This is a genomic window from Limosilactobacillus gastricus DSM 16045 (genome assembly GCF_001434365.1).
Classification (GTDB): domain Bacteria; phylum Bacillota; class Bacilli; order Lactobacillales; family Lactobacillaceae; genus Limosilactobacillus; species Limosilactobacillus gastricus.
In genome coordinates, this window is sequence record NZ_AZFN01000007.1 from 68,523 (window position 1) to 84,746 (window position 16,224).

The window sequence follows — 16,224 nt, forward strand, 5'->3', positions numbered from 1 at the left end:
GCTGCTGAGGAGGTGCAAAAATATGAAGCGCACATTTCAACCAAAGAAGCGTCACCGTGCACGTGTTCACGGTTTCCGTTCACGGATGAGCACAAGTAACGGCCGTAAAGTTTTGGCGCGTCGTCGTCAAAAGGGTCGTAAGGTATTATCTGCTTAAGATATTATCGTCAATAATTGGTAAAGGGGCAGGGCAACCGTCTACTGCATTTGTTGTAGTTGTCGTTGCTCGCCTCTTTTTGTTTTTGCAAAGCTGGGAATGGAGATTAGGCCATGCGGAAATCATATCGCGTCAAAAAGGAACAAGAATTTCAACGAGTGTTTGAACAACATCAATCAGTTGCCAATCATAAGTTTGTGATTTATCAAATTGCCAAGCCCAATCAACCCCATTTCCGTGTTGGAATCTCGGTTGGGAAAAAAATTGGCAACGCCGTTCAACGTGGTTGGGTTAAACGACGGATACGCCAGACCTTATTAGAAGTGAAACCACAAATCAAGGCGGATGTTGATTTTCTGGTGATTGCTCGTCCGGCGGCCCAGGGAATGTCAATGGCTGAAACCAAAAAGAACCTAGTCCATGCCTTAAAATTGGCTCATTTATTAACGGAAGAAGATTAAAAAGCGAGGAAAGTCGATTGAAAAAGCAACACAAGAAATTAGCTAGTATTTTTAGTGTCTTAGGCCTAACAGTTTTATTGGCCGCTTGTTCAAATAAGCCCATTACGAGTCATAGTACGGGAATTTGGGACCATTACATTGTATATAATTGTTCGCAATTTATTATCTGGCTCTCAAAGATCTTTGGTGGTTATGGAATGGGGATCATTATCTTCACGATTTTGATTCGGATCATCATTTTGCCATTGATGTATTACCAATCAAAGTCAATGGTTAAAACCCAGGAATTAGCACCGAAACTAAAAGAATTACAAAAGAAGTACTCATCGCGGGATCGCGAAACGATGCAAAAGCTTCAAGCGGAACAGCAAAAGCTGTATCGTGAGGCGGGGGTTAATCCATTTGCGTCCATGTTGCCATTATTGGTTCAATTACCAGTTATGTGGGCTTTGTATCAGGCTATTTGGCGGACTAACGTTTTGAAAACTGGATCTTTCTTATGGTTGCAGTTAGGAAAAACGGATCCCTACTTTGTTTTGCCGGTCTTAGCGGCAGTCTTTACCTTTATTAGTTCGTGGTTGTCAATGGCTTCAATGCCTGAAAAAAATTCGATGACAACGTCGATGACTTACATTATGCCGATCTTTATCTTCATTATGGCCTTACAATTCTCGGCAGCCATTACCCTTTACTGGGTTGTATCCAATGCCTTTCAAGTGGTTCAGGTCTTGCTAGTGCAAAATCCATTTAAGATTCGGCGGGAACGGGAAGCCAAACAAAAGGCGGAACGTGATCATCAACGGAAGATAGAAAAAGCTAAACGAAAGGCATACCAAAGTAAACGGAAATAATTGACATTCGATTTAATTATTTTTAAAATATGACTGTTTAAAAGTGAATATTCGTTAGAGTAGTGAAAGTGCTTTGACCATTCCGATAATACGGGTGGCTTTGCGCTTTTTTTATTGAAACGAGAAAGAAAACAAGTATGGTAAAAACGGATCAAGATACAATTGCGGCAATTTCAACCCCCGTTGGAGAAGGCGGAATTTCCATTATTCGGGTTAGTGGTGATGATGCCTTACCAGTGGTTCAAAAGCTATTTCGGGGGAAGGATTTAGCCAAGGTAGCAACACATACCATTAATTATGGTCATATCGTGGACCCAAGTAATCAACAAGAGGTTGATGAAGTTATGGTTTCAGTGATGCGAGCTCCGAGAACTTATACGCGTGAGGATGTAATTGAGATTAACTGTCATGGCGGACTTTTAGCCACGAATCGAATTTTGCAGTTAGTCTTATCCTATGGTGCTCGCTTAGCGGATCCGGGTGAATTTACCCAGCGGGCCTTTATCAATGGTCGCTTGGATCTTTCCCAAGCTGAAGCTGTCATGGATTTAATTCGGGCGAAAACAGATCGGTCTATGGATGTAGCCTTGCATCAATTGGATGGTGATTTATCACGCTTGATCCGTCAATTACGACAAGATATTTTAGATGTCTTAGCCCAAGTGGAAGTCAATATTGATTATCCAGAATATGATGCTGTTGAAGAGATGACCTCCCAAATGTTGCGAGAAAAGGCGACGATGGTTAAGGAGCGGGTTAGTGGACTTTTAAAAACCGCTCAACAAGGTAAGGTATTGCGAGATGGATTAGCCACCGCTATTATCGGCCGGCCCAATGTTGGTAAATCAAGCCTTTTAAATGCCTTACTACATGAAGATAAAGCAATTGTTACGAACGTGGCTGGAACCACGCGAGATGTTATCGAAGAGTACGTCAATGTTGAAGGGGTCCCCTTAAAGTTAATTGATACGGCTGGAATTCGGCATACTGATGACCAGGTGGAAAAAATTGGGGTTGAACGGAGTCGCCAAGCGATTATCACGGCTGATTTAATTCTTTTGTTAATTGATCAATCACGGCCCTTATCGGAAGAAGATCGGGAATTAATTACCGCCACTGAACAAACTCCACGGATGGTGATCTTAAATAAGACGGATTTACCAAGTGCGATTGAATTAAAGGATTTAAAAACCTTAGTTAATGGGGACCCGATTATTCAGACTTCGATTTTGGAACAGTCAGGAATGCAAGAGCTAGGGCAAGCGATCAGTCACCGCTTCTTTAATGAAGGTATCGAAAATCGGCAAAATCAAGTGATGGTAACCAACGCCCGGCATATTGGTTTATTAAAACAAGTCGAAAGTGCACTAACGGAGGTTTTATCCGGCTTGGACGCTGGCTTACCGGTCGACTTAGTTCAAATCGATATGACGACCGCATGGAATTTATTAGGTGAAATTACTGGTGATTCTTATCAGGATGAATTATTAACGGAACTGTTTAGTCAATTCTGTTTAGGAAAATAATGGAGAAGAAAATGGAAGCAAAAGTCATTCAATATCAAGGGCCAACTTATGATGTGATTGTTGTTGGAGCGGGGCATGCGGGGAGTGAAGCCGCTTTAGCCGCTGCCCGGATGGGGCAAAAGACCTTGTTAATTACGATTAGTTTGGAAATGGTAGCCTTTATGCCATGTAACCCATCATTAGGGGGACCAGCCAAAGGCGTCGTTGTCCGCGAAATTGATGCCTTGGGCGGCGAAATGGGGCACAACATCGATAAAACCTATATCCAAATGCGGATGTTAAATACTGGGAAAGGTCCAGCAGTTCGGGCCTTGCGGGCTCAGGCTGATAAACATGCTTACCATCGGCAAATGAAGTGGACGATTGAACAAGAACCGAATTTAACCTTACGACAAGGGTTAGTTGATGAATTAATTGTTGAAGAGGGCGTGGTCAAAGGGGTCGTAACGAATACCGGGGCCCGTTATTTAGCCAAGGCTGTGGTTTTGACGGTAGGAACGGCTGCGCGCGGAAAGATCATCATTGGGGAATTGCAGTACGAATCTGGTCCTAACAATTCAAAACCGGCAATGAAATTAACGGCCTCACTTAAGGAGCTGGGTTTTGACATTCAACGGTTTAAGACTGGAACCCCGCCAAGAGTAAATGGGAACACGATCGACTATCAAGTGACCGAAGAACAACCGGGTAATCCAGAACCGCACCATTTTTCGTTTGATACACCGGATACTGCCTACTTACCGTTGAAAGATCAAATTTCAAGTTGGTTAACCTACACCAACCCCACGACCCATCAAATCTTGCGAGATAATCTAGATCGGGCGCCCTTATTCTCTGGTTTGATTGAAGGGGTTGGCCCACGCTATTGTCCATCCATTGAAGACAAGATTGTTCGGTTTGCTGACAAAGATCGTCATCAGGTCTTTTTGGAACCAGAAGGTCGGGATACTGACGAATTCTATTTGGATGGCCTATCAACTTCGATGCCGGAAGAAATCCAACAAAAGATGATTCACTCAATTAAGGGTTTAGAAACAGCGGAAATGATGCGGCCGGGATATGCGATTGAGTACGATGTCGTGGCGCCTTATCAACTTCATCCAACGCTGGAAACTAAACTAATTCAAGGGTTATATACAGCAGGACAAACTAATGGGACGTCGGGTTACGAGGAAGCGGCCGGCCAAGGATTAATTGCTGGGATTAATGCGGCTTTGAAAATTCAAGGTAAGGAACCCCTAGTTTTAAAACGATCGGAATCTTATATTGGGGTCATGATTGATGATTTAGTGACAAAGGGAACCAAGGAACCTTATCGACTTTTGACAAGTCGGGCTGAATATCGCTTATTAATCCGGCACGATAATGCTGATTTAAGGTTGATGAAGTATGGACATCGGATTGGTTTAGTTTCTGATGAGCGGTTTGCCCATTTGAAAGCTAAGCAAACCCATATTCAAGATGAAATTAATCGCCTTAACAACTACCGGATTAAACCGGGTCAAGCGGTTGATGCCTTTATTAAAGCTAATGGTGACAATCCGTTAAAAGATGCCATTGTAGCTGCCGATTTTTTGAAGCGACCATATGTTGATTATCAGACCTTGCAACAGTTTGTTCCGGCTTTAGAAAAACCACTTAGTCGGCACGAGCAAGAACAAGTGGAGATTCAAATTAAATATGATGGTTACATCAAAAAAGAAGAAGCCCGGATTGAACGGATGAAGCGGATGGAAGAAAAGCGGATTCCTGCAACGATTGACTATAACCAAATTGAAGACTTAGCCACCGAAGGCCGCCAAAAATTAGCTAAGATTCGTCCAGAAACTTTAGCTCAAGCTTCGCGGATTAGTGGGGTCAATCCGGCTGATTTAGCAATTTTAAGTGTTTACTTACGGCAAGGAAAATTAAAGTAAAATCATTCTTTAAGAATAACTAATCAATCTGTACAATTGGGTGCAAAATGGTATGATTGGATAGAGTAAATTAACGTCAAGCGACGATTACGGGAGAAGAAAAGTGAAAACACAAGTTGATTTTCAACCCGTTTTACTAGGAACGGACTTTAACTGTTACGGAATGGCCCGCTCCTTTTATCACGAATACGGGATTAAGAGTATTGCTTTTGGGGTTATGCATATGGCACCAACGCGTTACACGAAATTAGTTGATGTGCGTGTGGTAGAAGGATTTAATAGTAATCCCGTCTTTATGGAAACCTTGACGGCCTTTGCCAAGACGATGGATCCAAATAAAAAGTACTTATTATTGTCATGTGGGGATGGCTATACGGAATTAATTTCAGAACACTTAACGGAATTAAAGCAATGGTTTGTTTGTCCTTATGTTGATAATGAGCTTTTTAAACGTTTAGGTAGCAAAGAGACCTTCTATGCGGCCGCTGAAGAATATGGACTACCATATCCAAAAACGAAATTAATTTCCCGGGAAATGGTTGAGCGTGGTGAAAAGATTGAATTACCATTTGATTTCCCAGTGGCCTTAAAACCTTCGGATAGTATCGCCTGGCTAGATGTTGATTTTGAGGGACGCAAGAAGGCCTTCATTTTAGATTCCCGGCAACAATTTGATGAACTATTACCCAAAATTTATCAAGCTGGTTATACCGGGAAGATGATTTGCCAAGACTTTATTCCTGGTGATGATTCTAATATGCGCGTAGTGAATGCATATGTGGATTCTGATCATCATGTGCGGATGATTTCCTTAGGTCATCCCCTCTTGGAAGACCCATCACCAGCGGCCGTGGGTAATTATATGGTGATCTTGCCCGAAAAAAATGATCAGATTTATCAAACTATTCAGAAGTTTTTAGAAGAGATCGAGTATGTTGGTTTTGCTGATTTTGATCTGAAGTATGACCGTCGGGATGATACTTACAAGGTCTTTGAAATTAATCTTCGTCAGGGACGGAGTAGTTTTTATTGTACCCTTAATGGTTATAATCTTGCGAAGTATGTCGTAGAAGACGTCATTTATCACCAACCCTTCACGGAAACTGAATATGCGGATGGCGATCAATTATGGTTGGGGGTACCTAAAAAGATCTTCTATCAATATGCTAAAGAAAGTGAATATAAGGATCGAGCAGTGAAATTATTGAAGGCAGGTAAATATGGCACGACGGCCTTTGATAAAGACGATACCTTGAAGCAACGGATGCTGATGCATTATGCTTTCTATTTGATGCCAGGGAATTACAAAAAATATTTTGTGCAACGATAAGATCAGGAGAAGAAAAACATGTGTGGATTTGTTTCCTTTGTGAATGACGAAGCTCCGCAATTAAAAGATAATGAAATTCAAACGATGATGAAACGGATTGTTCATCGCGGACCAGATGATGCCAACCATTATGTTGATGAACATGTGGCCCTTGGTTTTCGTCGGTTGAGTTTTATTGACGTCAAAAGTGGTCGGCAACCAATTTTTAATGAGGATGAATCAAAAGCCATCATTTTTAATGGGGAAATTTATAATTTTAAGTCGCTTCGTGAAAAATTGGTTGAAGCTGGACACATTTTTCGAACCCATGCCGATACGGAAGTAATTTTACATGGGTATGAAGAATGGGGAGCAGATATCGCTAAAAAATTGCGGGGCATGTTTGCCTTCATTATTTGGGATCGGCAAACTAATACCATGTTTGGGGCGCGGGATCATTTTGGCATTAAGCCGCTTTATTATGCTCAAATGAACGGAACATTCTTTGTAGGGTCTGAAATTAAGGCCTTTTTAGATCATCCTTCCTTTAAGATGGAATTGAACAAAGCAGCGCTTAAACCATACTTGACTTTCCAATACCCAGCGACGCGGGAAACCTTCTTTAAGCGCGTCTTTAAATTACCAGAAGGGCATTACTTCCACTACCAAGATGGCAAGTTTGAAATGGCGCAATACTGGGATGTTGACTTTGATCCCGAAGAGGAATCATTCGGCGAAGCGGTTGATAAGATTGAAGCAGCTGTGGATGAATCGGTTAAGGCGCACTCATTTGCGGATGAGGGGATTAAAGTTGGCTCTTTTCTATCTGCGGGGGTTGATTCAAGTTATGTCACGGCGATGATGAAGCCTGATAATACCTTCTCAATCGGCTTTGATAGTGGGTATGATGAAACTAAGCAAGCGCGCGAATTAGCAGCAAAATTAGAGTTAAAGAATACTGATAAGACCCTAACGAATGAAGAAGCCTTCAATGCTTTTCCGAAGATTCAATACTATTTAGATGAACCCGATTCAAATCCGTCCGTAGTTCCCTTATACTTTTTAACTAAATTGGCGAAGGATAATGGCTACAAGGCCATGCTATCTGGCGAGGGAGCTGATGAATTGTTTGCCGGATATACGGACTATGGTTTTAATACGAAGTCTAAGGCGATCCGGTGGTTTGCCGATCAATTAAAGAAACTGCCGCAAAAGCAACGGCATAGTTTAAGTAAGGCCCTTAAGAAATCACCTAACTTCCCAGGGCGCTTACATTTGTACCACGCTCTCGCTCCGGCGAATGAGGACTTTATCGGCCAAGCCTATATTTTCTCGCCTGCTGAAGCAGCAGACTTATTGCAAGAGGATTATAATTGTGGGCCGACGATCGCTGAGATTATGGATCCACTGTATGATAAAGTGGCTACTAAGGATATTGATGAAGTTGCTAAGAAGCAATACATGGATGTTCACCAATGGATGCCAGGTGATATCTTATTAAAGGCTGATAAGATGAGTATGGCAAATTCCTTGGAGCTACGGGTTCCATTATTGGATCGAAAAGTAATGGATGTGGCCCGGACGACGCCAAGTAAATATCTCTTTAACTATAAGGGAACGAAGTGGGCCTTTAGAATGGCCGCTAATCGGCACTTACCAGAAGAATGGGCAACGCGTCCTAAGATGGGCTTCCCTGTTCCAATTCGGGAATGGTTGCATCAAGAAAAGTACTACAAAGAAGTTCGGGCAATGTTTGCTGAAGATTTTGTGAACGAATTCTTTGACCAAGCTAAGTTATTGCAATTAGCTGATGATAACTTTGCTGGGAAGATTGATGGGCGCCGAAAGTTATGGACCATTTATACTTTCTTGGTTTGGTATAAACTATACTTTATTGATCATTATCAACCGGATGAATCAGTAATTGATCAAGCTCAACAAGTGGGGTAAAGACATGCTGTCGTTACAAGGGGCCATTGACCTATTAAAGGCTCACCAATTGTTTGAAGAAGTCATTATCAATCAGCAACGGCATTATGACTTATCAGACTCACTTAAGGATCAACCAATCAACCAATTGACTTATGATTCTCGTCAGGTAGAAGCACAAGCACTATTTATTTGCAAAGGACTTCATTTTAATACGCAGTATTTGATCGATGCTATCCATAAAGGTGCAGTTGCTATTCTGTCGAGTCAAGCACAAGTTGAAATCGTTAAAGCTCAACAGCTAAGGGCGATCCAAATTGTCGTTAATGATGTTCAAAAGGCGATGGCCGTTTTAGCACGTGGCTTTTATGGGAACCCTGATGAGCAATTAACCATGATTGGTTATACCGGGACGAAAGGTAAGACGACTTCGGTCTACTTCGCACGTCATATTTTACAAGCACAATACGGGTCAAACGTAGCGCAATTATCATCAATTGATAATTGTTTAAATGGGACTGATTATGTGGAATCCCATCTGACAACACCAGAATCCTTAGATCTATTTCGGATGTTGCGGGAAGCTGTTGACCACGGTATGAAGTATTTGGTCATGGAAGTTTCAAGTCAGGCCTATAAGAAATCACGGGTATATGGCTTACAATTTGACTATGGGGTCTTTTTAAATATCTCACCTGACCATATTAGTCCAGTCGAACACCCAAACTTTGATGATTATTTATATTGTAAGAGTCAAATTATTGAGCACAGTAAGCAGATCATTATTTCCCGGGAAATTGCGGCCTATGATTTACTAATTGAAAAAGCTCGTGAAAGGAATGTTCCCGTCATATCTTTTGGTGTTCGTCCAGGCTGTGATTATCAATACCAAGCAGAAGAACATGGCTATTTTAAAGTTAAGACCAATCGGAACCTATTGCCACAGTTGGATGGTCAATATCGGGTAATGGTTCCGGGTAACTTTAACTATGCTAATGCCCTATCAGCGATGATTGTGGCAGCTCAATTGAAGATTAAACCGGCCACGATTAAACAAGGCTTATTGGAGACGGTTGTTCCGGGACGGATGGAGATGATGACTTCTCCTAACGGAATTATTGCCTGCGTTGACTATGCCCATAATTATTTAAGTTTAACGGCAAGCTTTGCCTTTTTAAAACATGAATACCCGCAAGGTCGTTTAATTGTGGTGGTTAGTTCGGTTGGTAATAAGGCGGAATCGCGTCGATCAGGAATTGCTAAAGCTTTGATGGAATATGCAGATATTGCAATTCTAACTAGTGATGATACTTATGGAGAAGACCAACAAAAGGTGATTCAAGAGATCCACTCCTATCTTTCAGGTCCGAAGCCGGTTGAGGTTTTAGAGATCCTAGATCGTGAAGCAGCCGTTCGGCAAGCTTTTGCTCTTGCTCAACCCCAAGATGTCGTTTTTCTCGCCGCTAAAGGTCGTGAGCAATACCTGCGAGTAGCAAGTGGAAATCAACCGTATTTCGGTGATTATCAACTAGCGCAAGAATTGACGAAGTAAGTTAATAGTGGACCATCCAGGAGGTTGGCTCCACTATTTTTATGGGGAACTTCCTTAAATATTCTTGAATTTGAAAAAGAAGGATCAAAGGCGATTAGTATAATTTTCTCAGATAGCTAGACAAGGAGACAAACAATGTTAACAGTTAATGAGGTTGTGCGTTTGCTTAAAGAACGCCAACTGTTCGAAGAGGTCATTTGTGACAACCAACGGCACTACACCCTTCCAGAATCCGTTCGGGCAACCGAAATAACGGATGTGACCTATGATTCCCGCCAAGTTAAGTCACAGGCGCTCTTCTTCTGTAAGGGGTTAAATTTTAACTTTAAATACTTACAAGACGCCGTTGCAGCTGGATCAACTGTGACCATTACGGAACGGAGCCAAGTTGATGATATCTTAAAGACCCAGTTACCAGTGATTGCGATCATTGTAACTGATGTTCAAAAAGCTATGGCAACGGTCGCGCGAGCTTTTTACGGTAACCCAGATCAATCTTTAACCATGATTGGGTTTACGGGTACTAAAGGGAAGACGACCTCGGTTTATTTTACACGACACATCTTACAAGCAGTTTTTGGCAAGCAAGTTGCTCAATTATCATCGATTGATGAATGTTTAGATGGTGAACATTTTATTGAAGCGCATTTAACCACCCCTGAATCGTTGGATTTATTCCGCATGCTAAAAGCAGCCGTTGATCATGGGATGAAGTATCTGGTGATGGAAGTTTCTAGTCAAGCTTATAAGAAATCGCGGGTTTATGGACTAGAATTTGATTACGGTGTTTTCCTAAATATTTCACCTGATCATATCAGTCCAGTTGAACACCCAGATTTTGATGATTATCTATATTGTAAGAGTCAGATTGTTGCTAATAGCAAAACGGTCATTATTTCCCGGGAAATTAAAGACTATGCCTTTTTAGCAGAAAAGGCACAAGCTTATCAAACCAAGGTGATTTCTATCGGCCAAGATGCGGCGGCTGATTACCAATATCAAGGCCACCCCCATGGTCAATTTACAGTTAAAACGACCGCCGGTACAAGCGATTATCAAATTAAGATTCCTGGAGACTTTAATTATGCTAATGCAACGGCAGCTATCGCTGTGGCCCAACAATTAACGAATGATCAGGAGCAGATTAAGGCTGGTTTATTAGCCACCACCGTTCCGGGCCGGATGGAATTTTTAAGTAATCATCATGGGTATGTGGCCTATGTTGACTATGCGCATAATTATTTAAGCCTTTCGGAGAGCTTTAAGTTTATGAAACATGAGTATCCAAAGGGACGTTTAATTGTGGTGATTGGTGCGGCTGGAGGCAAAGCTGAGTCGCGTCGTCATGATATCGGGATGACCTTGTCAGAATACGCGGATGTGGCGATTCTAACGAGTGAAGATAACTTTAAGGAAGATCCATACCAAATTGTTGACGATATTAAAGCTAATATTACGAATCCTGAATTACAAGTAATTGTTGAGGTTGATCGAGTAAAAGCGATTGAACAGGCCTTTGCGATGGTTAAACCTGGCGATGTCATTTTCATGGCCGGAAAAGGTCGCGAGGTCTTTATGCATGACGTGGATGGTGATAAGCCATACATTGGCGATTATCAATTATCGCAAAAGTTGATGGTTGAATATGATAAATAAGTGAAGCTGGGAAAAAGCATAAGGCGTCCCATAGGGCTAACCTAGAACGAATGTTGGTACGAAAGGGACGACGTGAGTTCGTAGTTAGACTCGTGGGGCGCGCTTTTTGACCGTAATTAAGAGTGTGATCAAAAGAGATACGGGTAGGAAGAAATGTTAGTGTTTCTTTCTACCCTTGTTTTCTTTAGTGGTGTCGACACCGGAAAAGTTGTATGATAACCATAGTTAATTAATTTTTGAAACGAGGAAACACCATGAAAACCTTCCGGTCGATCATGAGCTGGGTAATTCCAGTTGCTTTGGGCTTAGCAGTAGCCTTAATTTTAAACGTCTTTGTTGTTCAACGGGTTAAAGTAGACGGGCCGTCTATGCAACCTAATCTACAGAACAATGAAAAGGTATGGACTTTTAAACAGGCTAAAATTCACCGGGGGAGCGTAATTGTCTTTGACGCTAATGGGGTAGATCCACAAGTCACCAGTAAGACCAACTATGTTAAGCGGGTTATCGCCGTGGGCGGTGACACAGTCGAATCGAAAAATGGTAATCTTTACGTTAATGGTAAGAAAGTTAGTCATTCTTACATTAGTAGCTATCAACGGACAACCGGAACGGGCAACTGGACCCTCCAAAGCATCTCGATTAAAAATGGGTGGTTAAAGTACAATGGGGCGACGAAGGTTCCAAAAGGCTATTACTTTGTCTTGGGTGATCACCGTAGTGTGTCGAATGATAGTCGCTATTGGGGCTTTGTCCCAAAGAGTAAGATCTTAGGGGTTGTTAAGGTAGCTCCATGGTCAGGGACGAAAACGACGCGCTACAACATTAATCAATTCTGGAAACATTATTTTAAGAACTAAAAAGAGGGTGGAAAGAAATGCTCATTGACATTTCTTTCCACCCTCATTATTTTTTCCCAGTTTCTTTTGTTAGTTTTTAAAACTATGAACTGGAGCAGGGATGCGACCACCACGGTTAACCATGGCGGCGGAACTAGCTTCATGAACGGCCATAATTGGTGCTCGACCAAAGAGCCCTCCAAATTCGATATCTTCACCAACTGTCTTGCCAGGAACAGGGATGACGCGAACTGCTGTGGTCTTATTATTGATCATACCAATTGCTGCTTCATCAGCAATCATCCCGCTAATCGTAGTAGCTGGGGTATCGCCAGGAACGGCAATCATGTCTAACCCCACGGAACAAACGGCGGTCATTGCTTCTAATTTATCAAAGGTTAAGATCCCCTTTTCAGCGGCTTCGATCATCCCGGCATCTTCTGATTCAGGGATGAAAGCCCCAGATAGTCCCCCAACATGGCTGCAGGCCATAATTCCACCTTTTTTAACGGCATCATTTAGCATTGCTAAGGCGGCGGTGGTACCGTGAGTACCAACACTTTCTAAACCAATTTCTTCTAAGATGTTAGCAACCGAGTCTCCTTGGGCTGGAGTGGGGGCTAAGGAAAGATCGACAATCCCAAAGTCAACCCCGAGTTGTTCAGATGCTTCTTGACCGACTAATTGACCCATCCTCGTAACTTTAAAAGCGGTTTGTTTAATTGTCTCGGCAACAACGTCCATTGACTTACCACGAACCTTCTCCAAGGCCGTTTTGACTACGTCTGGGCCTGATACCCCGACGTTTAAAGCCACATCAGATTCACCGACGCCGTGGAAACCACCCGCCATAAATGGATTGTCTTCTACTGCATTACAGAAGATTACTAAGCGTCCATTCAACAAAGGATCGAGAGCTTCGTTTTGGATGACTACTTCACCCATTTCTTTAACGGCGTCCATGTTAATTCCGCTGCGCGTAGAACCAACATTCACGCTGGCACAGACGCGACTCGTTTGATTAAGGGCTTCGGGAATTGATTTAATCAGGGTCCGATCACCATTTTGGTAACCCTTATGGACTAAGGCCGAAAAGCCCCCGATTAAATCGACTCCAACGGCTTCGGCCGCCTTTTCTAGCGTTAGGGCATACTTTACGTAATCTTCATCCCCAGAAGCGGCGGCAATTAAGGAGATTGGAGTAACGGTGATCCGCTTGTTAGCAATCGGAATCCCAAATTCAGTTTCGATATCTTCGGCAACTTTGACTAAATTTTGGGCTTTCGTGGTGATCTTGTCATAAATCTTTTGACAAGCACGGTCGCTATCACCGTCAATACAATCTAAGAGGGAAATTCCCATCGTAGTGGTCCGCAAGTCCAGATTTTCATTGGCGATCATGTTGACCGTTTCGAAAATGCGCCGGTTATCCATTAATCTAACCCTCCACTTAATTCATGCATAGCTGCATAAACCTTTTCGTTCCGGATGTTGATATCTACCCCGAGTTCTTGGCCAAGTTGACTGAGATCATCAGTTAGGGCGGCAAAATCAGCATCTTCGGCCAGATCGACTAACATCATCATGGTAAAGAAGCCGTCCATAATGGTTTGTGAAACGTCTAAAATGTTGATGTGTTGTTTGGCAAGATAGTTGCTAACCCCGGCGATAATTCCAACTTGGTCTTGACCAACCGTGGTGATAATAGCTTTCATAAATCTAGGTCCTCCAAATTATTGATATGTTTATTATACTAAATACGAATTCAATATCCTAGTAGTTTTAAATTGTTCGTTATTTAAGAGTTTCATGTGAAACACAATCAAGCAAAAGAGGCTAGTGAAGGTTTGATCTCTTCACTAGCCCCTAATTTTTAAATTAGTTTTCCCGTGAGTATGAAGCAATATCAGCTTGGATTAACTTCAAGAAGTCATCCTTACTCATGCCGTTTTGTTCTTGTTCACCATACTTCCGTACCGAAACAGCACCGTTAGCCATTTCATCATCACCAACTACCAAAGTATAAGGAACTTTTTGAGTTTGTGATTCCCGGATCTTGTAACCCATCTTTTCGTTTCGATGGTCAACCTTTGCCCGGATATTTAAGTGTTTCAATTCCTTGGCAACTTGATCAGCATATTCACCATGCCGGTCGTCACTAACTGGAATGATATTAACTTGTTGTGGGGCTAACCAGGTTGGGAAGGCACCCTTGTAAATTTCAGTCAAGTAAGCCATGAACCGTTCCATGGTTCCAACTACTCCCCGGTGGATCATCACTGGACGGTGTTGTTGACCATCTTCACCAACATAATGGAGGTCGAACTTCTCAGGTAACATGAAGTCTAATTGGATGGTGGACATCGTTTCTTCGTTGCCTAAAGCCGTCTTGGTTTGGATATCCAACTTTGGACCATAGAAGGCGGCTTCCCCTTCGGCTTCATAGTAATCAAGTCCGAGATCGTCCATGGCACCCTTCAACATGTTTTGGGCTTGTTCCCACATTTCATCATTGGCAAAGTACTTTTCAGTATTCTTTGGATCCCGATAACTAAGCCGGAAAGTATAGTCCGTAATGTCAAAGTCTTTGTAGACATCCATAATCAACTTCAAAATTTTTGCAAATTCATCTTGAATTTGATCAAGGGTTACGAAGGTATGACCATCATTTAGGGTCATTTCCCGGACCCGTTGTAGACCTGAAAGGGCTCCCGACTTTTCATAACGGTGCATCATTCCTAATTCCGCGATTCGTAATGGTAAATCACGGTAGGAACGGATGTGGTGCTTGTAAACTTGGATATGAGAAGGACAGTTCATTGGCCGTAATTCTAAGAGTTCCCCATCTCCCATATCCATTGGTGGGAACATGTCTTCACGATAATGATCCCAGTGACCAGAAGTCTTGTAGGCATCTAGGTTCATTAGAACCGGGGTGTAGACATGTTCGTAGTCATCGGCGACTTCTTTATCGATAATATAACGTTCAATGACCCGCCGGATAGTTGCTCCCTTTGGCATCCAGTAAGGCAAACCAGCGCCGACTTTAGGATCAACAAAGAAGAGATCGAGTTGGTTTCCGATCACTCGGTGATCCCGTTCACGGGCTTCTTGCCGTGCCTTGAGATCTGCTTCAAGGTTATCCTTTTTGAAGAAAACCGTTCCGTAAATCCGTTGTAACATTGGGTTAGAGGACATCCCCTTCCAGTAAGCCCCGGCAACGGAAAGTAATTGGTAGTTCTTTACAACGTTTCCGTAAACCAGTACCGGTTGGGTAGCGACGGATTTTACTCCAGCTACTTCGTACATGGCAACCAGACCATCTTGGGCGTGTTCGTTGATCAATTCCGTTGAGAATGGGTCATCCTTAACTTCGGCTAAAGCATCTTCAACCTTTACTTGGGCGAATTCAACCTTGACGTCGTCCTTGGCGAATTGCTTGATGGTAGCCTCTAAGCTAGCTAATTCGTCGGCCGAAACCTGTTGTTCATCTTTATCAGAATCAACGTAGAATTGATCATCTTCCGCAACGGCAGCACCAAGACGAATTCCGTCAAATTGTTGGTGCAAAGCGGCTTTTAAGAGCAACGCCGACAGGGCGCGTAAGGCTTCTAAACCAGCTTGAGAATCGCGATCAATCTTTTCAACTTCACCATTTGGTGACATAACTGCAACTTGTGGCATAAGAAAATCTCCTTTATAGAAAATAAAAAACGCCCACTAGTATCTAAAACATAGATACTAGGGACGCCATTAACGAAAATTAGCGTGGTTCCACCCAAATTTAGAGAATACAAAAAATTCTCCCTCGTAGGTGAAATAACGGTCACGAGCCGGCTATCTTATTTCGATAGCAATCCTGAAAGTGGTCTCCATTAGGTAAGCAAAGGTACTTCCAGCCAAGGTACCATTCCCTGAATTGCTCTTCACCCAGTGAATATGTCTCTCATTGCGTTCGATTATAGCGATCTCAATTTAAATCGTCAAGCTAATTTTTATTTTAGTATCTGTCAAGTTTTCATAGGTTA

The 16,224-nt window shown here is 42.4% G+C and carries 13 protein-coding genes; 10 read left to right on the top strand and 3 right to left on the bottom strand.

Going from position 1 to position 16,224, the window contains the following annotated elements; translation table 11 throughout:
* Positions 1–22 precede the first annotated feature (22 nt).
* The 10 genes from rpmH (at position 23) to lepB (ending at position 12,217) form a co-directional block, all read left to right on the top strand.
* Positions 23–157: a 50S ribosomal protein L34 gene (rpmH, locus tag FC60_RS09260; protein ID WP_081478367.1), complete on the top strand. Its 135-nt coding sequence runs from the start codon at positions 23–25 to the stop codon at positions 155–157.
* 113 nt (positions 158–270) lie between these two features.
* Positions 271–618 carry a ribonuclease P protein component gene (gene rnpA / locus FC60_RS03370; RefSeq protein WP_056937080.1) on the top strand — a complete coding sequence of 116 codons (348 nt, stop codon included), beginning with the start codon at positions 271–273 and terminating at the stop codon, positions 616–618.
* Between the two features lie 17 nt (positions 619–635).
* Positions 636–1,469, top strand: a complete 834-nt coding sequence (gene yidC, locus FC60_RS03375) for a membrane protein insertase YidC (protein WP_007121854.1) — start codon at positions 636–638, stop codon at positions 1,467–1,469.
* Positions 1,470–1,606: 137 nt separating this feature from the next.
* Positions 1,607–2,995 carry a tRNA uridine-5-carboxymethylaminomethyl(34) synthesis GTPase MnmE gene (gene mnmE / locus FC60_RS03380; protein WP_056937081.1) on the top strand — a complete coding sequence of 463 codons (1,389 nt, stop codon included), beginning with the start codon at positions 1,607–1,609 and terminating at the stop codon, positions 2,993–2,995.
* An 11-nt stretch (positions 2,996–3,006) separates the two neighbouring features.
* Positions 3,007–4,911: a tRNA uridine-5-carboxymethylaminomethyl(34) synthesis enzyme MnmG gene (mnmG, locus tag FC60_RS03385; RefSeq protein ID WP_056937082.1), complete on the top strand. Its 1,905-nt coding sequence runs from the start codon at positions 3,007–3,009 to the stop codon at positions 4,909–4,911.
* Between the two features lie 163 nt (positions 4,912–5,074).
* Positions 5,075–6,241, top strand: a complete 1,167-nt coding sequence (locus FC60_RS03390) for a carboxylate--amine ligase (protein ID WP_235806063.1) — start codon at positions 5,075–5,077, stop codon at positions 6,239–6,241.
* Positions 6,242–6,259: 18 nt separating this feature from the next.
* On the top strand, positions 6,260–8,170 hold the full coding sequence (gene asnB / locus FC60_RS03395) for an asparagine synthase (glutamine-hydrolyzing) (RefSeq protein WP_056937084.1): 1,911 nt from the start codon (positions 6,260–6,262) through the stop codon (positions 8,168–8,170).
* 4 nt (positions 8,171–8,174) lie between these two features.
* Positions 8,175–9,701 (top strand): UDP-N-acetylmuramyl-tripeptide synthetase, encoded by a 1,527-nt coding sequence (gene murE / locus FC60_RS03400; RefSeq protein ID WP_056937085.1) that lies wholly within the window; start codon positions 8,175–8,177, stop codon positions 9,699–9,701.
* Positions 9,702–9,836: 135 nt separating this feature from the next.
* Positions 9,837–11,357, top strand: a complete 1,521-nt coding sequence (gene murE, locus FC60_RS03405) for a UDP-N-acetylmuramyl-tripeptide synthetase (RefSeq protein WP_056937086.1) — start codon at positions 9,837–9,839, stop codon at positions 11,355–11,357.
* 254 nt (positions 11,358–11,611) lie between these two features.
* Positions 11,612–12,217: a signal peptidase I gene (gene lepB / locus FC60_RS03410; protein WP_056937087.1), complete on the top strand. Its 606-nt coding sequence runs from the start codon at positions 11,612–11,614 to the stop codon at positions 12,215–12,217.
* Between the two features lie 69 nt (positions 12,218–12,286).
* Here the strand turns inward: lepB and FC60_RS03415 are convergent, their stop codons facing one another.
* From FC60_RS03415 to thrS, 3 genes are all read right to left on the bottom strand, one after another.
* Positions 12,287–13,630: a PFL family protein gene (locus tag FC60_RS03415; RefSeq protein WP_056937088.1), complete on the bottom strand. Its 1,344-nt coding sequence runs from the start codon at positions 13,628–13,630 to the stop codon at positions 12,287–12,289.
* Positions 13,630–13,911 (bottom strand): ACT domain-containing protein, encoded by a 282-nt coding sequence (locus tag FC60_RS03420; RefSeq protein WP_056937089.1) that lies wholly within the window; start codon positions 13,909–13,911, stop codon positions 13,630–13,632. Before FC60_RS03420 ends, FC60_RS03415 begins: the two co-directional genes overlap by 1 nt.
* 163 nt (positions 13,912–14,074) lie before the next feature.
* The gene (gene thrS, locus FC60_RS03425) at positions 14,075–15,880 is read right to left on the bottom strand and encodes a threonine--tRNA ligase (protein WP_056937090.1); all 1,806 of its coding nucleotides are present in this window, start codon (positions 15,878–15,880) and stop codon (positions 14,075–14,077) included.
* Positions 15,881–16,224 lie beyond the last annotated feature (344 nt).